At 48.2% G+C, this 19031-nt stretch carries 16 protein-coding genes; 14 read left to right on the forward strand and 2 right to left on the reverse strand.

Translation table 11 applies throughout. The annotated features are described in order from the left end of the window. Positions 1-137 precede the first annotated feature (137 nt). The 12 genes from ACYCSE_RS13870 to ACYCSE_RS13925 all read left to right on the forward strand — a co-directional run bounded on the left by ACYCSE_RS13870 (position 138) and on the right by ACYCSE_RS13925 (position 14023). On the forward strand, positions 138-1163 hold the full coding sequence (locus ACYCSE_RS13870; protein ID WP_459698430.1) for an ATP-grasp domain-containing protein: 1026 nt from the start codon (positions 138-140) through the stop codon (positions 1161-1163). Positions 1164-1474: 311 nt separating this feature from the next. Continuing rightward, entirely contained in the window at positions 1475-3193 is a 1719-nt protein-coding gene (locus ACYCSE_RS13875) for an IucA/IucC family protein (RefSeq protein WP_459702517.1), read from the forward strand. Then, positions 3181-4965, forward strand: a complete 1785-nt coding sequence (locus tag ACYCSE_RS13880) for an IucA/IucC family protein (RefSeq protein WP_459698431.1) — start codon at positions 3181-3183, stop codon at positions 4963-4965. The genes ACYCSE_RS13875 and ACYCSE_RS13880 overlap by 13 nt, the downstream gene beginning before the upstream one ends. Further along, on the forward strand, positions 4962-5738 hold the full coding sequence (locus tag ACYCSE_RS13885; RefSeq protein WP_459698432.1) for an HpcH/HpaI aldolase family protein: 777 nt from the start codon (positions 4962-4964) through the stop codon (positions 5736-5738). Before ACYCSE_RS13880 ends, ACYCSE_RS13885 begins: the two co-directional genes overlap by 4 nt. Further along, a complete protein-coding gene (locus tag ACYCSE_RS13890) occupies positions 5735-6988 on the forward strand; it encodes a type III PLP-dependent enzyme (RefSeq protein ID WP_459698433.1) in 1254 nt (417 codons plus the stop codon). Before ACYCSE_RS13885 ends, ACYCSE_RS13890 begins: the two co-directional genes overlap by 4 nt. Further along, positions 6948-8870, forward strand: a complete 1923-nt coding sequence (locus ACYCSE_RS13895; protein WP_459698434.1) for an IucA/IucC family protein — start codon at positions 6948-6950, stop codon at positions 8868-8870. Before ACYCSE_RS13890 ends, ACYCSE_RS13895 begins: the two co-directional genes overlap by 41 nt. 218 nt (positions 8871-9088) lie before the next feature. After that, the gene (locus ACYCSE_RS13900) at positions 9089-9430 is read left to right on the forward strand and encodes an iron-sulfur cluster biosynthesis family protein (protein ID WP_069291208.1); all 342 of its coding nucleotides are present in this window, start codon (positions 9089-9091) and stop codon (positions 9428-9430) included. Between the two features lie 209 nt (positions 9431-9639). Then, a complete protein-coding gene (locus ACYCSE_RS13905) occupies positions 9640-10197 on the forward strand; it encodes an SLOG family protein (RefSeq protein ID WP_039272489.1) in 558 nt (185 codons plus the stop codon). Between the two features lie 157 nt (positions 10198-10354). Beyond that, positions 10355-12220, forward strand: coding sequence for a rhamnogalacturonan lyase (locus tag ACYCSE_RS13910; RefSeq protein WP_459698435.1), 1866 nt, complete (start codon positions 10355-10357; stop codon positions 12218-12220). A 174-nt stretch (positions 12221-12394) separates the two neighbouring features. Then, on the forward strand, positions 12395-12628 hold the full coding sequence (locus ACYCSE_RS13915) for a hypothetical protein (protein WP_023987187.1): 234 nt from the start codon (positions 12395-12397) through the stop codon (positions 12626-12628). Positions 12629-12739: 111 nt separating this feature from the next. Continuing rightward, positions 12740-13687, forward strand: a complete 948-nt coding sequence (locus ACYCSE_RS13920; protein WP_459702518.1) for a DL-endopeptidase inhibitor IseA family protein — start codon at positions 12740-12742, stop codon at positions 13685-13687. A gap of 90 nt (positions 13688-13777) precedes the next feature. Further along, entirely contained in the window at positions 13778-14023 is a 246-nt protein-coding gene (locus ACYCSE_RS13925; RefSeq protein WP_023987189.1) for an HPr family phosphocarrier protein, read from the forward strand. A gap of 76 nt (positions 14024-14099) precedes the next feature. On the opposite strand, the gene ACYCSE_RS13930 is transcribed toward ACYCSE_RS13925, so the two are convergent. Together ACYCSE_RS13930 and ACYCSE_RS13935 are read right to left on the reverse strand one after the other, a co-directional pair. Next, positions 14100-14888, reverse strand: a complete 789-nt coding sequence (locus tag ACYCSE_RS13930; protein ID WP_039272492.1) for a formate/nitrite transporter family protein — start codon at positions 14886-14888, stop codon at positions 14100-14102. An 89-nt stretch (positions 14889-14977) separates the two neighbouring features. Further along, the gene (locus ACYCSE_RS13935; protein ID WP_254327137.1) at positions 14978-15760 is read right to left on the reverse strand and encodes a Cof-type HAD-IIB family hydrolase; all 783 of its coding nucleotides are present in this window, start codon (positions 15758-15760) and stop codon (positions 14978-14980) included. 198 nt (positions 15761-15958) lie between these two features. Here ACYCSE_RS13935 and ACYCSE_RS13940 point away from each other — a divergent pair, with 198 nt between their 5' ends. Both ACYCSE_RS13940 and fabD read left to right on the forward strand, forming a co-directional pair. Next, on the forward strand, positions 15959-16990 hold the full coding sequence (locus tag ACYCSE_RS13940; RefSeq protein WP_459698436.1) for a WXG100 family type VII secretion target: 1032 nt from the start codon (positions 15959-15961) through the stop codon (positions 16988-16990). Positions 16991-17796: 806 nt separating this feature from the next. Further along, on the forward strand, positions 17797-19008 hold the full coding sequence (gene fabD, locus ACYCSE_RS13945) for an ACP S-malonyltransferase (protein WP_459698437.1): 1212 nt from the start codon (positions 17797-17799) through the stop codon (positions 19006-19008). The last annotated feature ends 23 nt before the right edge of the window (positions 19009-19031 follow it).

A 19031-nucleotide genomic window follows, 5' to 3' on the forward strand; every position in this document is an offset into this window, starting at 1 on the left:
TGACAAGGTGAATGAAATTGCCATAAAATAGATTTTGTTTGAAACTGATAATCATTATCAATATTGTTTCTATCAAATCAATCCGATGAAAGCACAACCAGGAGCGAACGCCTTCATTCGGTCGGGGAGGATTTTCATTGTTTCCGAAAGGAATTCATAATCTGCAAAACCGACTCATCATAAGCAAAGCAAGAGAAATGGGAATGACCTGCGAGCCACTTCTCGCAGAATGTGAAGATTTTCTGGAATTGTCCTATGGGGACAAGCGCAGAGTCATTAATAAAACCAGATCGCATCGTCTACCCTTGATCGCTGGACTGCTCGCTAAGAACAAGCAGGTATGTAATATGCTACTGCATGAGCGGGGAATGCCTGTGCCGCCGTTTATCGTTATCGAGGCAATGGGTGACAAGGCAGCGCAGTTTCTGAAACTGCATCGTTCCATTGTAGTGAAGCCGCTGGACGCAAGCGGCAGTGCAGGTGTGACACTGGACGTTCGAACAAACGAGGAACTGGAAGCGGCTATTGCCCGGGCGGGTACCCATAGTAACAGCATCATGCTACAGCAATTCATAACGGGTTTGGATTATAGGGTACTGATCATTAACGGGGAAGTGGCAGCAGTAAATGAGTATCGGCCTGTCTTTGTAGAAGGGGACGGCACCTCAACCATCGGGGCGTTGATTCGAATGTTGAATCAGCAGCGAATCCAGCAGACCCGTATAGGGAAGTTCGAGGCCTTTCCCAAGATTGATGAAGACGCAGAGCCTTTGCGAAAGGTTCTGCTTGGACAGGGAATCACGTTGGAGGAGGTACCTGCGGCAGGAAGAGAGATCGAGCTATATGATCTTCGCAATTCGGCCGCCGGAAACATTAGTGAGTTTTATGTGGACTGTACGGAAGCGATTTTTCCTGATAATGCACAAATGGCAATTAAAGCCGCAGAAGCTCTCCAGATTGATGTGGCTGGCATTGATATCCGTTGTGGGGATATCGGCCAGCCGCTGACAGCAGATCAGGGAGGCATTCTGGAAGTCAACGCATTGCCGGACCTGACGCACCATGTCTTTCCCTTTGGGGGAACCACACGTGATGTCGTCCGATTGTACCTGGAATATCTTTTTCAAATGGAACATCATTTCGAAAAGTCGATTGCAGAATAAGGGCAATTCATTGCCTGTTGTGGCTCAATGTCCCGCTTACTTTGTTCTCGCTCCTATGGTGTGGTCGGTACATTCGAATGTGGTGCCCACCCGCCGCAAGCGGTGGCATCCATCCAGCATTCTGCTGCCGGTCACCAGTGCAGGTCTCTGGATGATAGGTCTGCTAAAGACTTGCCGGGGTCGGAACACCAGCGAATATGGCCCGATGGGCGGCACTGAAAGAGGTTAGTAGGCTCTCGGCTGTGCCATCCTGTTGGCCTTGTCCCTCGTTTTATTTATAACCCGAAAGAAGGTTGGCAACATTGTTCGAGATGGAAAACAGGCTCAGGTCTGAAGCAGAGCAGCAGGCGAATGTACACTCTTGTAAGTTGCTGCTCAATTGTTATATCCGGGAGCTTGCGGTGGAGAAGGAGGGCGACATTCGGATTAATCCAGATGCGATGACGTACGCAGTTGCTTTTCAGGCCAGCGGGGTGACGATAACCGGACAATTCGCGTATTACTCGGCTATGGGTGAGCATGAGTACCGAAGCATACAACAGCTTCACGGGCAAGCGGTGCATTATCAGGACCTGGTTCGCTGGATCACCCGGGAGCTGAGTAAAGACACGGCGTATGGAAACAGTCGGCATGAGCAAGGTGGGTTGACCCGTGTGGCTGCTGTGCGTGATTTTGCGGAAAAGGTAGATAACAGTGTGAATAATCTTGCGCTGTATATCGAGCAGGCTGCTGGACTTGGCATATATGATTACTGTACTTCCGAACAGTCTCTGGTGTATGGACATCCCTTTCACCCGTTTCCCAAAAACTCCAAAGGTTTCACTGAACACGACGTACGGATGTACAGCCCGGAACTGCGTACCTCGTTCCAACTCTGTTACGTTGCTGTGAGGAAGGACGTATATAGGCAGGAATGGGTAGATGATCCCACCAGGATCAATCTGCATGCCAGCCTGCACGGGCATGTGGAACAAGTTTGGGAAGCGGAGTGCGGTGAGCATGGGGATGAGTATGAACTGCTGCCTGTCCATCCCTGGCAGTATACGTACGTGTTGAGCTTGTCCGAGGTCCAGCAGTATATTCTGGACAGGAAACTCATTCCGATAGGCAGCTGTGGACCGAAGGCCTATCCGACCTCCTCGGTACGCACCGTCTATATTCCAGAGCTAAATTGCAATATCAAGCTGTCGCTGAACATACAGATTACCAACATGATTCGCACCAATAGTGCGGAGCAGATGCGAAGGACGCTGGACGCCTCCAGGTACGTGAGGCAGCAGAATTGCTTCGGTCCAGATCAGCATACGCAGATTGCCTATGAGACAGGTGTAGCCACTTGTGATTTTCAGGGGGAAGAATTAACGAGTTTTTTTACTGTCGCATACAGACCGATTGAGTTTGACCCGGAATGTACATATGTCCTGTCGAGTCTGGTAGAAGCTCCCTTGCCGGGAATGCAATCACGACTCATGACGATGCTGGGTGGCGTACGTGCTGAAGCCGAGCGCTGGTTTGCACGTTATCTGACCTTGTCTTTGCTGCCCATTGTACGAGCGGCCGGAGAGCGAGGCATTCACTTTGAAGCTCATTTGCAAAATACTCTCGTGACGCTAAGAGACGGAATGCCTGAGGCATTTATCGTGCGTGACTTGGAAGGAGTCAGTGTCGATGAGGAGCTGATGCATGAGGTGGATACCGATCCCTCTAGATTGTTGTTTTATCCACGGGACAAGGCTTGGGGGAGGACATCCTATTACTTTATCATCAATCATTTGGGTTCCCTCATTCATGCGATGGCAAGGGATGTGAACGTACCGGAGGAACATTTCTGGGCAAAGGTCCGCGAAGTGCTGGTGGAGGAACTAGACCGAACTGGAAACGTATATGTGCAGCATTTGCTGACCGCGGACAGTTTTCTGGCGAAACAAAATCTGGTGAGCTGTCTCAGGGGGATCAGTCAGACCCCGGCGTATGTGCCGGTGAGCAATATAATGAACCGAATAGGGAGTGAAGTGGCGTGGGGTTCATAGGGTACAGGGCTGAGAAAGATCACAAGACGGCAGTATACACGGATGTACAGGAACGGATCATGCGGCAGACGCTGGAAGCCATGTGGTTCGAGGGTATCCTTGACTGTAAGGTGGATGGGAACGAATGGCGCACTGTGGGGCGGAATACGTCAGGGCAGGCTGTGACATACAGCTGTGAGGCGGTGCAGAAATTTTCATTTGGCCGAGTGAAGGTGGCGAAGGGCTCGATTCGAAGAGAGGGCGTGCCCTGCACCGATCTGGATCTGTTTCTGGAGGAAATGGTACTGAACCTTCTAGAGGGTGCGAATGTGACGGCCTTCATTCAGGAATTGCTGGAGACGATGGCGAAGGACAGCCAGTGCCGGGCTTTGCTGCCTGAGAAGATTCCGGATAAAGACCGACACTATGATGCCCTCGAAAGCCATATGAGCGACGGTCATCTCTACCATCCAAGCTATAAGTCGAGGCTTGGCTTCACCCTAAAAGACAATCTTGCTTACGGTCCAGAGTTTAACTCGGATGTGACCGTATACTGGATTGCCGTGAAAGAAGGACTTGTGCAAACGGCTCTCTCCACAGGCTACACGTCAGAACAGTTGGTGAGACAACATCTCACAGAGGCGGATATCAGCCGATTTGATCGGATGCTTCAGTCGGAAGATACTGAGGGGAATCGCTATATATTCATTCCTGTTCATCCATGGCAATGGGAACACCAGCTGGAATCGGTGTTTGCCCGGCAACGAATGGACAAAGATATCGTTTTTCTCGGCCCTTCGGCAGCAGCTTATCGCGCCCAGCAGTCCATTCGTTCCCTGTCGAACCGAATGAATCCAGAAGCGCCTTATCTCAAGCTGGCACTGAGTATTACCAATACGTCCAGTACACGTATTCTCGCACAACACACGACCCAGAATGCACCGCTGATCAGCGACTGGCTGGAAGCACTGATTCGGGAGGATGAGTTGCTGCAACGGGAACAGTTTGCCATTCTGAAAGAAATCATGGGACTCACGCTCCGGTACGAGAACTTGCCTGCAATCCAGTATGAACGAGCGTATGGCACAATCGGGGCGATCTGGCGTGAAAATGTATCTGTTCATCTGCAAGAAGGCGAGACAGCTTGGCCCTTAAATGCACTTATGCTAGTACAGTCGAACGGGGTACCGTTTATCCAGGGTGCAGTTGAGCGTCATGGCATTCAGAAGTGGAGTGAAGCCCTCGTTCGAACGGTATCGCTGCCCATTATTCATCTGCTCTATGCACACGGCATTGCGCTGGAATCGCATGCCCAGAATATCATTCTGGTGCTGGAAAATGAACTACCGAAACGGATCATCATCAAGGATCTTCACGATGGTGTCCGCTATGTACCCGAGAAGTTGCTGAACCCAGAAAGAGCCCCGAAGCTGCACCCCGAACCGGAGACCCATCGCAAGTTCAATCGGTATTCCTTTATCTACGCAAGTGATGTGTCGGAAGTCCGGGACTATACGTATGATGCGTTCTTTTTTATCTGCATGACGGATATTGCGCTGACGCTGGAGAAGTTCGGTCTGACGGAAGAAGCGTTCTGGCAACTGTGCGCGGCTACGATTATGGACTACCAGCGGGAGCACCCGGAGTATGAGGAGCGGTTCGACTGGTTTGATCTTTTTGCCGAGGATGCGCTGATTGAAGAGATGACCAAGCGCCGCCTGTATGGGGACGGGGAGTTGTATTTCCGTAAGGTCAGCAATCCGTTGAAGTTGGCGAAGGACGTTTTCGGATGAGAACCAACACGCTGAAGGAGAAAATTGAACGTAAACAGCCAGTGTTCGGCCTTTTTGTCTCTATCCCGCATCCAGTCATCATCGAGATGATTGGACATGCGGAGTATGATTTTGTAATTATCGACCTGGAACATGCCGTAACGAATATGGAATCGGTGGAAGAGCTGGTTCGTGCTGCGGAACTGGCAGGGATGACCCCGCTGGTACGCATCTCGAAGGTAGAGCGAGCAGAGATTCTAAAGGTATTGGACTGCGGCGCACAAGGCATCGTCATACCTCATGTGGAACAGCGGGAGCAGGTGGAGGAAGCGGTTCGTCATGCGTATTATCATCCGCTTGGCATGCGGAGTCTGAACAGTGGGCGTCCGGGGGTATTCGGCAAGTATCCACTCACTGGGTATATTCAGGAAGCGAATGAACAGGTGATGGTTGTACCGATGATCGAAAGTGTGGAGGGCGTCCGGCAAAGTGCGAGCATTCTATCTCATCCCCAGGTGAGCTGGGTCCTAGAGGGGGCGGCAGATCTGTCGCAATCACTTGGCGTACCGTGGCAGACGGAACATCCAGACGTGCAACGTTCGCTAGGTGCATTACATGAAGCCGCGAAGCAGTGCCAGGTACCGTATGCAACGGTGGCCAGAAGCAAGGAAGGCATGGCGCTGTGGGCGGAACGGGGGGTATACATATACGTGTTGGGCGATGACCGGAATACGGCTTTTCGGGCGTACGAACAGAAACGGAATGACTATGGAAATGCGGGTGGACTGATATGAAATCAAGCGTATGGAATATGATCCATGAACTGCAAAGAGATAGTGAAGACCCGGTATGTGCTTATGTCTACGATCTGGCTGGTATTCAGAAGCAGGTCCGTCACATGCTGCACACGCTGCCCGGAGGCATACGGTTGTTCTATGCCATAAAGGCCAATCCCGATTCTCGAATTATTGAGGCTTTGCTGCCCTGGGTTCACGGGTTCGAGGTAGCTTCCATTGGCGAGTTGCTCAAGGTGAGGAGCGTAAGTAGCGAGGTTCCAATCCTGTTTGGTGGTCCGGGGAAAAAAGAGAATGAGTTGAAGCAGGCTATCGAGCATAAGGTGCGTTTTATTCATGTGGAGAGCCTGCTGGAACTGCGGCGTGTCATCGCCATTGCTACAAGGAGAGGAGAGGAAGTTCGCATTCTGCTGCGGATCAATCTGAGAAGTAGCACATTGCCACGGACCCGGATTGTAATGGGCGGTGGTCCGAGTCCATTCGGCATGGATGAGGAGAGCGTGGAGGAAGCAGTCCGGGTCATTCGTGAGGAAGGTGCGGGTTCGGTGCGTTTATGCGGATTTCATTTTCACTCGTTATCGAACAATGTGGACGCAAGACTGCATGCCGAGATGATCGAGCTGTATTTGCAAAAGGCGGAGATGTGGCAGCAGACATATGACCTGCATCTTGAAGTAATTAACGCTGGAGGCGGGTTTGGTGTCACATATGATGGTAGCCCCGGGTTCGACTGGTCCCTGTTCACATCCCTGATTGAGCGAAGTGAAGCTAGAGGGCGCCTTGCTTCACGCGGCATACAGTTGTATTTCGAGCCGGGTCGCATGCTTGTCGCTGACCACGGTTATTATGCGGCAGAGGTTACGGATATCAAAACATCGCATGGTCAGCATTTTGCCGTGTTAAGAGGAGGTACACATCATAATCGTCTGCCCGCGTCATGGGGACACAACCATCCATTTCACATTATGTCTACGGACCGTTGGGGGCATTCGTTTGCAAGACCAGAGGTACGGGACAACAAAGTTCACGTGGTCGGAGAACTATGCACACCCAAGGATCGTATGCATTCAGATGCGGAAGTAGAGCGGCTACGTGTAGGCGATGTTGTTGTGTTCGAGAAGTCGGGAGCCTATTGCTGGACCATCTCGCATCATGATTTTCTGGGTCATCCGCACCCGGCATTCCATTATTTGACGGAGGACAACAACCATGTCAACAGTGATGAAGCGTGCCAGTCTGCAAGACGCTGAGCGGCGGATTATGGAGGATCTGATCAATGCATTTCTGGCCGAGAAATTACTTCCGCTGGAAGGGCATCCGTTCATTAAACTCTCTACTTCACCAGAACCGTTCCGCCGAATGTTTCTGGGGGATGGTAATGGAGGTCCTCCGCAGAGCGGACGAGGAATAGCTGACGGACTCGACGGCAATGTCGCAGGCAAGGATAAGCAGGATGAGAATGGAACAGGTAGGCATAGTGGACAGCTTATGCTGCATCTGAAAGGGATTTTGTTTCTGGTGGAAGCAGGAAAAAGGCAGGGATATCAATGGGTACAAGGTTCACCTGTCTATGGAGAGACACCGGATGGAGGCTGGAAGCTTCTTGAATCTCCAGCAGTCGTAGGACAGGCTGTGCTTCGGATGACGCTTTCCGATGAAGCATACGCGCATCCCGGGGTTGTGGAATTCTTGGCAGGCGTGGAAATAGCCACCGAGCAATTGGCACTGGGACTCCAGCAGGTGCAAGGGCTGGGAGAACAAGTTCCGTTCAATGCCTACGATTGGTTTATCAAGGGAGAGCAGGTTGCAGCGCTGCGAGATCGTCCATTTCACCCCACCTCTAAGGCCAAGGTGGGATTCGTGGAAGCGGATGTGGTCCGGTATGCAGCGGAATTCAGGAAGGAGATCCCGCTGCGATGGGTGGCGGTGCGTTGGGATGCCGTACAACAGGGATGTGAGGAAGGGCTGTCCACACTGGATGTACTGGATGAAGAACAGCGGAGCAGGCTGGAAGCAGAATTGGCCCGGAAAGGCCTGAATCTGCAAGAATACATGCCCATGCCAGTACATCCATGGCAGATGGAGCATATCATCTTGCCGCGTTTTACTGGAGAAATCGCGGACGGCACCATCATTGTACTGGATATCGAATTGGGAGAGGTGCAGGCGACATCGTCCCTGCGCTCGATGGCTCCGATGGAGGAATCCACACAGATGCTCAAGCTTCCGGTCAGTGTGTTGTCTCTCGGGGCCGCCCGCTATCTCCCGGTGGTGAAGCTGCTGAATGGTCTGGCTGGGGAGAAGATGTTACGACAGGCGGTGGCCTGTGATGAATCGCTCGCAGGTAAAGTGTGGCTCTGCGAGGAACGGAACTGGTGGGGATACATGCCTGAATCCATGGGATTGTTCGATGATCATCCTCGCCATCTGGCCGCCCAGATTCGCATCTATCCGCCAAAGTTGCTGGAAGAAGGTGTGCAGGTCATTCCCATGGCTGCGCTTGGGGTGACGCTGGAAGGTCGCCATATGTTATCCGACCTGCTGGGCAGAGAATTAACCAGTGAAGAGGTTATAGGATTCTACACCGATCTGACGGCGTTATTCTATGATGTGGTGATGCGGCTGTTCAAGGTAGGCGTTGTACCCGAAATTCACGGTCAGAACTGCTGCGTGGTCTTGCAGGACGGACAGGTGAACAGCCTGTTATTCCGTGACCACGACTCCGTTCGTTTGCATCAGCCGTATCTGGACAAACACGGCATTGCGGACCCAGGTTATCATATTCGGCCAGGATACTCGAACAGCTTGTATAATGAGACGATCCGCAAGCTGATCTTCTACGTGCAGTCGCTGGGTACGCAGGTGAACCTGGCTGCAATCATGGAAGCGCTAAGCGAGGTGTATCCTATCCCGGAAGCGAAGTTATGGGATATTACCGAGCAGGCGTGGAAGGAAGCGCTACGGGTGGTGCCGCTTCCCGAAGCTGACCGGGCCGAGCTGCTCCAAGCGGTATTCGAGAGCAGGGAGTGGCCGGTGAAGCTCATTGTCCGTCCGCTGCTGGAAGCGGACGGTGTGCCTGGGGCGATGCCATCGGGCAAAGGCACAGGTCATAATCCTTTTTACAAAGGGTAGAGTTGTGGCTAGAATGTTAGTTTAGATAGGGTGAGCGATGACGGAGGTGACCCGGTGTAATCGGGTTGCCTTTTTTAGGTAAGAGTTCATTGATAGCAGTGAGTGCAGTCACATAGACACATACTAAAACATGACTATAATGAACACATAGTTAAAATTTAGTCTTTATGGAGCTGACGGTTCCAAACATCTCATTTACAAAGGAGAGAATTCATCTCATGAGCATACATTTAGAATTGGATTCCTTGTCCGTTGAAAGGCTAGAAATGGCCCTTTCAGGACGACCGGGAATGTTCAAGTTGTTTTATGACACCGAGGATTGCGGATGCAATGGCGTACTTGTCATCTTGGTTGTCACTACGCCGAATGCAACTGATAAAGTAGTTCAGTCTGAGCCTTATTCTTTTTGGGTAGATCGCCAGCAGGAGCAGCAGTTCGATAGCAGAATGCGGCTTGAGGCAGACCCTAGTTACCCGTCATTCAAGCTAAGCAGTGATGCCGGTATATTTAGTAGCAACATTAGAATTAAAGATGTCCGCATAAAATCGTCTGAGGAGTGATATGGAATGGAAAAGGATAATAGCGATGGGTAAACCATCCATTCAGAACTAGCACCAAACTCCAAAAGACGAACCTGATCCAGCCCAATTGGAAGAGGTTCGTCTTTTGCGTTATATACAATTCGTTCCTCCAAAAAACGAAGTGTTTAGTAGGCTGCTCTGAAGTGGTACAATAACCTTTATGATAATCGGAGAAGGACGTTGAGAAGATGAAAAACTTGCTCGTTTCGGGCTATCGTGCCCATGAGCTGAATATTTTCAGTCAGAAGCACGAAGGCATTCCATATATTAAAAAGGCGATTGCAGGCAGGCTTATTCCCCTGATTGAAGAAGGGCTGGAATGGGTGATTACCCCCGGTCAATACGGGGTGGATTTGTGGGCCTGTGAGGTCGTTACTGCACTAAAACAGCAATATCCCCACCTGAAATGCTCTATTATGATGGCTTATCAAAATATGGAAGAGAAATGGAAAGAGGACAAAAAGGAATATTTTCAGCAGATTTGTGCCGAAGTTGACTATGTGGGAGTAGTCAGTCGTCAGCCCTATCAGGGAATATGGCAACTCAAGGCACGGGATGAACTCCTTTTCCGTAAAACAGACGGTTTATTGCTTGTTTACGATGAGGATGCCGGAGAGGGCAGTCCACGTTTTATGAAGGAACTTGCATTGAAAAAACAACAGGCAGAGGGCTATCAGTATATCAGCATCAGCTCGGAGGATATCCAGAGCATCGCGGATGAAGAAAGATTATTCATGGACCTCTGATTTTTAAAGCATTAGCCCGGATTTTTGAACAAAAAGGACGTGCTCGTCCCTTTACATTTATGTAAGCGCTATCATAAAATTTAAACAACAATAACTTATCAGTCACATAAAATAAATTTATTGAAAATACAAACCATGAAAGGAGCTAATGATTCAGATGAACAAAAGGTTTCGGTATGCTGCGTTGCTCTGTCTCGGTGTCATGTTGAGTGGAGTGGTCACCCCGATGGATAGCCAGGTCTCTGCTGCCTCTACGAGGCAAATGGAAAAGCTAAACCGTGGAGCCGTCGCTGTTAAGGTGCCTGAGGGTGTACTGGTGAGCTGGCGCTTGCTGGGCACGGAAGCGGATTCGGTCGGCTTTAATTTGTACAGAGGGACAAGCAAGGTGAACGATGCGCCGATTACATCGAGAACCAACTTTTTGGACAAGGCAGGTACGACCTCATCTTCGTATACCGTTCGTGCCGTGGTCAATGGAGCAGAGCAGGCCGCTTCCCCTGCGGTGAAGGTATGGAACAACAACTATCTGGATGTTCCGATCCAGCAGCCCGCGGGAGGCACCACCCCGGATAATGTGAACTACACGTACCACGCCAATGATGCCAGCGTAGGGGATCTCGATGGAGATGGCGAGTATGAGATTGTGTTAAAATGGGACCCTTCCAATGCCAAGGATAATTCGCAATCCGGTTATACGGGAAATGTATTTTTGGACGGATATGAGCTGGATGGAACACGCAAATGGCGGATCGACCTGGGACGTAACATACGGGCTGGAGCCCACTACACACAATTTCTCGTCTACGATTTTGATGGAGATGGTAAAGCAGAGATCGTATGTAAAACAGCAGACGGCACGGTAGATGGTGCAGGTGTGAAGATTGGGGACGCTTCGGCTGATCATCGAAACACGAGTGGATATATTTTAAAAGGTTCCGAGTTTCTAACTGTGTTCTCAGGTGATACAGGCAAGGCTCTTAGTACGATCGACTATGTGCCACCGCGCGGAACGGTATCGAGCTGGGGAGATAATTATGGTAACCGTGTAGATCGTTTTCTCGCCGGGGCTGCTTATCTGGATGGCGTGAGACCCAGCATTGTGATGGCACGTGGTTATTACACCCGCACCGTTCTGGTCGCATATGATTGGCGGAACGGCAACCTGAGCCGACGCTGGACCTTTGACAGCAACAGCTCCACCAATGCTGGAACGGCTGGACAGGGGAACCACAGTTTGAGCGTGGCGGATGTGGATGGAGATGATAAGGATGAGATCGTGTATGGCTCACTGGTTGTAGACGATAACGGAGCGAAGCTGGCTAACACGGGGATGGGACATGGAGATGCACTTCATGTTGGCGATCTGGACCCCGACCGTTCAGGTTATGAAGTGTTCAAGGTGAACGAGGACAAAAATGCCACCTACGGAGCTGCCATGTACGACCCGCGTAATGGAAATATTTTATGGGGCGTAAATACAGGCAAGGATACTGGAAGAGGCATGTCGGCAGACATTGACCCGCGGACCAGAGGGAACGAGCAGTGGGCACCGGGTATTGGTTTGCGTTCAGCTAAGGGGCAGCTCATTACCAACACGCTACCGTCTTCCATTAATTTTGGCATCTGGTGGGATGGGGATCTCTTCCGTGAACTGCTGGATCATACCTCATCAAGCGCTGGAAAAATAGACAAGTGGAACTATATGAACTCCACTACTTCCAACTTGCTTACGGCAACAGGAACGAGTTCCAATAACGGAACCAAAGGAACGCCGTCCTTGCAGGCCGATCTGTTCGGTGACTGGCGTGAGGAAGTCATTTGGCGCAAAAGTGATAATTCGGCGCTGCGTATCTACACAACACCATACGAGTCAGAACATCGATTCTATACGCTTATGCATGATCCAGTGTATCGCCTGAGTGTTGTTTGGCAGAACGTAGCTTATAATCAGCCGCCGCACACCGGATTTTATCTGGGAGAAGGGATGTCCAAGCCCCAGCAGCCGAATATATATACTCCTTGATATGTCGTTCGGTAGTGGTCTGAAAGCAGGTAGAATGAACAAAAACAGAGAGGGCTCCAAGCTAATTGGAGCTCTTTTTGCCATGACAGCCCACAAGATAGTATGATTTCCATAAAAAACGGGAACGTTAGTTCTTATTGGTGGAACATATGTATGAAAAAGGAGGCGGAATCTGTGAGTTCTTTAACGACTGAAGGCATGATCGAGCTCGTAACTAATGTCGGATTCCCTGCTGCATTAAGTCTAATTCTGTTAAAATACATCCTCGTCACTTTGAGTCGCAGATTGGAGGAGCTGGACCGATCTGTTAAGCAACTGTCGCTATCCTTGGAAGAGATGGAGGCAAAGCAGTTGAAACAGTCAGAACAACCGTCCCCGGCAAATACGGACAAACTTCGTGCAGAATGAACAAAAAAAGGCAAAAAGAAACAATTTAGCAACCCAATCGAGAAGTGAAATTCTTATAATAGAGACGTGTGCAGTTTATGCAGACATATGATTATGGAGGTGTATATGAGTATGAAAATAAATACGAAGCTATCCGCACTATGCATTGCGGCCACACTTATGAGCGTGGCGCAGGCCGCCGCTGCCGCGCCCGTCGTGACCGCTCCAGCGGAAGCGACGCAACCGAGCGTGGCCAGTCCGTCCGCATCCGCCCCGGCTCAGGTGCCAGCACCAGCAGCGTCTGCGTCGGCTACGACGCCAGCCCCGGCGCAAGCGCCGTCGGTTCCAGCCGCCTCGACCCCGGCCGCAGCCGCAGGTTCTGCCAAAGCCGCTACACCCGCAGCTCCATCTGCACCAGTACAGCGTCCATCTACACCAGTAGCTCCGTCTGCACCAGTACAGCGTCCATCTACACCAGTAGCTCCGTCTGCACCAGCACAGCGTCCATCTACATCGGTAGCGCCAGCGGCTGCTCCGTCCGTACCGTCGACTGTGAAGCCGTCTAAGCCGCAACAGCCGTCCACTTCGGCGCCAGCAGCCGCGGCTTCCAGCGTGAAACCGACGCAGCTGGACAAGCTGAATCACGAGAGTGCGGTTCCGCTTGTGCTGGAGGCGCAGTCTCGTTATCAGTATGCGATCAGTGGTGGCAGCCCGGTGGGTGAGTCGTTCCAGTTGAATGGTAAAAGCTACTGCTATCTGTCCGAGGATATCGGCACGAAGACCAAGCTGATCAGCTATCTGACGCAGGCCTACACAAAGCAGGCCAGTGAGCAATTTGTCGGTAAATTTTTCGTTGAAGTTAACGGCAGACTAGCTCAGTTGAACGCAGATGGTGGCAATTTGCTAGAGTTCAACCGGGCTACGGCGAAAATGGTGACCATGACTCCGGTGAAGCGCAGCTATCTGCTGACCGTGCCTTATCCGGCAGAAACCAAGCAGGCGAATGAGAAAATCACCGTGAATTTTGAAAAGGTCGGCAGCTACTGGAAAATCAGCTCCGCGCCGCATGTCATTTTCTAAATTAAGATTTTGCAACAAGCTTCATATGGGGTAAAGTGATGTTAAGGCTTGTTTCATAAGCCCCAATTCAATGCAGGGGAGTGCTGTGCAATGATGACACCCATCAAGGTAAAAGACGTTAAGGATATTGAAAAAATCAATCAAATCGTTTCGAATTATACCTATGATATCTGGATTCATGGCAAAAGCGGCATGGCAGATGCCAAATCCATTTTAGGCATGTATGTGCTGAAGCTGGATGAACCGCTAACTCTGGTTGTACCTGACAATGTTAATCCCAAGAAGCTGTTCAAGGAGTTGGAGGAATTTATCCATTTTCCTGCTCAAGAAGGATAAAAGGCAAGAAAGCACCTGCTCTATTACTAAAATAACGCAAAGAAGCCGTGGAACCTAAGTCCCACGGCTTCTTTTTTTAGTGTTCTTCCTCGTCTAAAAACGGGAGATTCACCGAATAGTACATAACCCCCATAAGCAGCACGCCGCCAACCAGATTTCCGAGCGTGACCGGAACGAGATTATGGATCACGCCAGCGACAGAAACCGTACCCGGATGGTCCAGTACGAGCGCAATGGCGAAAGTACACATATTAGCCACACTATGCTCATATCCCGAAATGAAAAAGCAGAATACAAACAGCATCATGGCAAACATCTTTGCGCCATTTTCCTTCATAAACATTGGAACAAAAAAGGCAAGACAGACCAGCCAATTACACAAAATAGCTCGGAAGAATAGCTGCATTGCAGGCGCTTCCATTTTATGCTCAACCACACTCAGTAGAAAGCTGTTCACGCTGGAGGAGTCAAACAGCCCGGTCAAGTAAATAAGGAGTGCAAATACCCCCGCACCCAGCAAATTACCGCCATAGCTGGCAGCCCATAATCGAAGCACCTGCCCCCAGCGCAGCTTTTTACGGAGCGCAGCATAAGTGTAATAGAAGGTGTTACCTGTAAACAAATCCCCGCCGCCGTAAGCGATCAGAATGATGGCCGCTCCGAACGTGAGTGCCGCCATGGGATAAGTGAATGGAGAATGCTCCATGTAAAAAAAGTTGCCCGTCTTGAAGGCTACAATAACGCCGAACCCGATGAACATACTCGCCAGCATGGAACGTGCCAAATACCGGAGTAGGCTCTGCTTGTAAATTTTGTACTTCTTCATGGCTAGCTGTTCGACATTGCGTAAGCCTTCCGTCTCCATATTTAAGGACAACCTCCTATTTTCTCATATGTAAGTCTTTAAACAGACTTTATTTTTTCCAAAACATGTCCAGTCTATCAGCAATCCTGTTAGCTTAACAAACCAAGTTTTTGCAGTCCGTACAAAATACCGTCTTCATCTGCGCGTTTTGTGACCATTTTAGCTGCGGCTTTGGCTTCATCACAGCCGTTGCCCATCGCGACGCTGTTATGTATAGCTGTCAGCATCTCCACATCATTTAAGCCATCGCCAAAGGCGTATTGATTTTCATCGGCAATACCCAGTCTGGACGTAATTTCGCGGATGCCCTTCGCTTTGGAGCCAGAATGAGGAACAACGTCCACAGAACTCGGATGCCAGCGCACAAAGTCAAACGCTTTGAATACCGCTTCATAGAAAGGCTCTTCTTCTGCTGTACACATCAACAGCGTCTGATAAATATCTCTTCCCTGGAAATAGAGTGGATCGTATCCAACTGAAATCTTGGCCTTAAGCGTTTGGACCGATCTCTCCACAAGCTCATCGTTAGGAATATTGGCCTTCATATCCATATGATCCATATATACGAGAGCATGATTATGTGTGAGAGCCAGATCGGTCATCGCTTGCAAGGCTTCTCTGTTCAGCGGATTGGTAGCGACCACTTCCCCGCGAAGCACGACATATTGCCCATTAAAGCTAACGTAGGAATCAATTTCTAACTGCTCGCGGATATCTTTGAACATAAAAGGCGCACGGCCTGTTGCGATGGCCACCTCATGTCCCAGCTCTTTCAAAGCAAAGACGGCCTTTTCTGCCGTTAATGGCATTTTCTTGTCATCGTCCAGTAACGTACCGTCGATATCAAAAAAGATAATTTTTTTGTCTGACATGTCCATACACCTGACTTTCAATAATGTATTGTCGAAATGAACTCATATGGATTCATTATATCAAAGGAACTGCTTCTGAATACACAAATACGTATAAATCCTCATGAATGTCCGACCTCTATAGCTTACAATATGAAATAAGGATTACTGTAAAATATAATTTCTATCTCCTATTTTCTTAGATGGGATGTGATCACCATGACAAAAATCCAAGTCACACCGGAGCAGCTGGACAACGTGGCTTCCCAATTTGCCAATGCCCACGGCACACTGTATAACCAGTTAAACGGCCTGGATAGCACAATGAACCGCCTTCACAGCCAGTGGGATGGTATGGAGAGGAATCGTTTTTATAATGACTATCGTACGGCTAAATATACACTTTCTTCGGTATTACATAAGGTTCAATCCATTGAAATTGAACTGAAAAGCATCGCTTCGAAATTTAGAAATACGGATGGTGAAAGCACACGTGGCTTCTGGACAGCCCTAGCAGCGGCAATGAACGCTAGCGCAGCGCTGGCAGGCAGTGGAGAGGCTGGAGATCATGGTGGAGAAATTGCCAAGCAGCCAAAAAACATAGACGAATGGGATCAGGCAGACGCGGATAAATATCATCAATATGAGGAGCTACTGAAAAATGCCGAGGCCATCGGCGACAAGCAGGTTATGCAGAAAATTCACGATCAGATGAATGTCCTGCAGCTGCAATATGAAGACTCGGTTACCCGTACAGATTACAATACAGGAGAGACCTCTAAGATCACATCCGATTCCCTTGTCGCCGTCACCGAACTGACAGGTAAAGACGGAAGCAAGACGGATATATCTATAGATAAAAAAGGGAATGTTGTGAGTTACGAGCAAAATACGGATAAATACGATTACTGGGTCCAAAAGCATACCCAATCCGCCGGAGAGCATGCTCTAGGTAAAACGGCCCAGACCGTCACCGGATATGGAATAGGTCTTATTTTGTCGCGCGGGGCTGGAGTTAGTGGGGCAGGTTCGGGCATCGGTTCTGGCGCAGCCTCCGGCTGGGGGGAACACGTCGTCGGCATTGGCGGCGGCATGCTCAGTGACAAAGTACTTTTCTCTGTACCCGATGAGGGCGAAACCCGTACCATGATCTACCGAACGAATAAAGAAACGGGACATATTGAAAATATGATCATCGTCACCAAAGGTGAGAATGAAATGGAGTATCGCTATTGGGAGGATTATAATTAGGTCTTGAGCTGTGAACGATAATAACGTGAATAGGAGTATCTATAAAATCTACAGTCTTTTTTCTGGAACAGGTGAGCGGCAGTTGGAAACTGTCAACTCGCTAGCTGGAGAAGTCTGTAGATTTTTTGTGCATACATTTTTAAAATTCATTTGAGTTATTTAAATGATAAATAGTGTTTATGATCTAAGCAGTAACTTCATGGAGTAAAGAACATATGACTAATATATTTCTTTAATTTTTTTAGTTCCAAATTAGAGTGAACTTAGCTCAAGAGCAAGGTTCAAAAAAAGAGTTTAATATTATAATTCGGATAAATACAAAATATAATATTAATGTATATATATCATCTATTTAAAAATATTTAACAGATGCATATTTTAATTTTATTTATTTTTATGTAATGAAAATAATGAAAAAAAACTATTCTTTCAAGAAAACGACGTTATGTAATAACAATCAACAAATTTCTACATTTTATGACCTGTTATTTACAAAAATGTAACATTTGAAGGTTGACTTATTCATTGACTTTATTGAAATAAATAGTTATTTTAATTCGTAAAAGGTGTAAAACATTGGTTGGAATAGCGAATTATAAATTATTAATACGAACTGCCTAAGTGTTAAAAGAGCGTGATTCTTACATATTATCTATTTTATTTTAAAATAATTATTTGTTTATTTTTATGTATATGATTAATTTCTGCTTTAATACTATAAAGGGTATAACTTGCAACAGAAGTTAAATTTGAAAAGTGCACATATTCAGGATATCTTACAAGCTTACTGGAGAAGAGGTTTTCAGATGAATAAAGTATCTTTCATTTTTCCTGGACAAGGTTCGCAATTTGTAGGAATGAGTAAAGAACTATGGAATAATTTTACTATGGTAAAGCGTTTATTCGAAGAAGCGGATGATACTTTAGGAATTAAACTCTCAAAACTTTGTTTTGAGGGAGAGCCTGATGATCTTCTTCAGACCATGAATGCCCAACCAGCCTTGCTTACTGCCAGCCTTGCTGCATATTATGCTAGCAGAGAGATACTGGAACTAGAACCTCAACTGTTGGCCGGACATAGTTTAGGAGAATACTCAGCATTGGTGTGTAGCGGGTTTTTCTCTTTTCAAGATGGACTTCAAATTGTAAGAAAACGAGGAATGTTCATGCAGCAGACTCTAGTTAACGGTGTAGGGACTATGGTTGCTGTTGGGAATGTTTCTGTTTCCATCCTGGAGAGCTTATGTCAAGAGATATCTACAGATAGTGGTATTGTATCTATTGCTTGTCACAATTCGGACAATCAGTACGTGCTATCGGGACATAAAGAACCTATGAGTCGAATAGTGGAGCAAATAAATCGCTTAGAACATAGTAAAGTTAACTATTTAACAGTAAGCGGGCCTTTTCACAGTATTTTAATGAAGCCTGCAGCAGATAAGCTTGCCGTAGAACTAAGAAAATTCCCGCTGCGCAAGGGGCGGTGGCCGGTTGTTTCCAATGTAACAGCCTTACCACACGATGAATTCACAATTTATGACTTGCTGTACAAGCAAATGATAAGTCCCGTACGCTGGACAGATACGATGGATTATTTATACCAGAACGGCATCGCCATAGCGTTAGAATTAGGCCCAAGGAAAGTACTTGGACAGCTGATGAAAGAAAGGTATCCTAGTATCTCCACTTTTTCTGTTAATACAAGTTCTTCTTTCAAAGAAGTGGAACAGTGGTTAAGTAAGCGACAAACTACACGCAAAGTTACACTTGAGTGTCTGGAAGAAGGATTTGCAGCGGCGCTTATTGCACGAAATAGAAATGGGGATTACAAACAACATATGGAGGGGGTTGTTTACCCTAGTCAGCAGATTAGAAATTGGATCAATCAACTTCAAGATAATAAGAATGATACCGTTTATGATGCAGTTAATACAGAGGTGTTAGAGTTAATCCGTACTATTCTCACTACCAAGCAAGTTCCCGAACAAGAACAACAGACGATTCTTAATATGATCTAAACAAGATTCATCAATGATGTTGG

The sequence above is a fragment of the Paenibacillus sp. SEL1 genome (assembly GCF_054602535.1).

Coding starts and splice junctions, on each gene's coding strand:
- ACYCSE_RS13875 (WP_459702517.1), top strand. CDS start 1,475: ATGGAAAACAGGCTCAGGTCTGAAGCAGAGCAGCAGGCGAATGTACAC.
- ACYCSE_RS13885 (WP_459698432.1), top strand. CDS start 4,962: ATGAGAACCAACACGCTGAAGGAGAAAATTGAACGTAAACAGCCAGTG.
- ACYCSE_RS13890 (WP_459698433.1), top strand. CDS start 5,735: ATGAAATCAAGCGTATGGAATATGATCCATGAACTGCAAAGAGATAGT.
- ACYCSE_RS13895 (WP_459698434.1), top strand. CDS start 6,948: ATGTCAACAGTGATGAAGCGTGCCAGTCTGCAAGACGCTGAGCGGCGG.
- ACYCSE_RS13900 (WP_069291208.1), top strand. CDS start 9,089: ATGAGCATACATTTAGAATTGGATTCCTTGTCCGTTGAAAGGCTAGAA.
- ACYCSE_RS13905 (WP_039272489.1), top strand. CDS start 9,640: ATGAAAAACTTGCTCGTTTCGGGCTATCGTGCCCATGAGCTGAATATT.
- ACYCSE_RS13910 (WP_459698435.1), top strand. CDS start 10,355: ATGAACAAAAGGTTTCGGTATGCTGCGTTGCTCTGTCTCGGTGTCATG.
- ACYCSE_RS13920 (WP_459702518.1), top strand. CDS start 12,740: ATGAAAATAAATACGAAGCTATCCGCACTATGCATTGCGGCCACACTT.
- ACYCSE_RS13925 (WP_023987189.1), top strand. CDS start 13,778: ATGATGACACCCATCAAGGTAAAAGACGTTAAGGATATTGAAAAAATC.
- ACYCSE_RS13930 (WP_039272492.1), bottom strand. CDS start 14,888: ATGGAGACGGAAGGCTTACGCAATGTCGAACAGCTAGCCATGAAGAAG.
- ACYCSE_RS13935 (WP_254327137.1), bottom strand. CDS start 15,760: ATGTCAGACAAAAAAATTATCTTTTTTGATATCGACGGTACGTTACTG.
- ACYCSE_RS13940 (WP_459698436.1), top strand. CDS start 15,959: ATGACAAAAATCCAAGTCACACCGGAGCAGCTGGACAACGTGGCTTCC.
- fabD (WP_459698437.1), top strand. CDS start 17,797: ATGAATAAAGTATCTTTCATTTTTCCTGGACAAGGTTCGCAATTTGTA.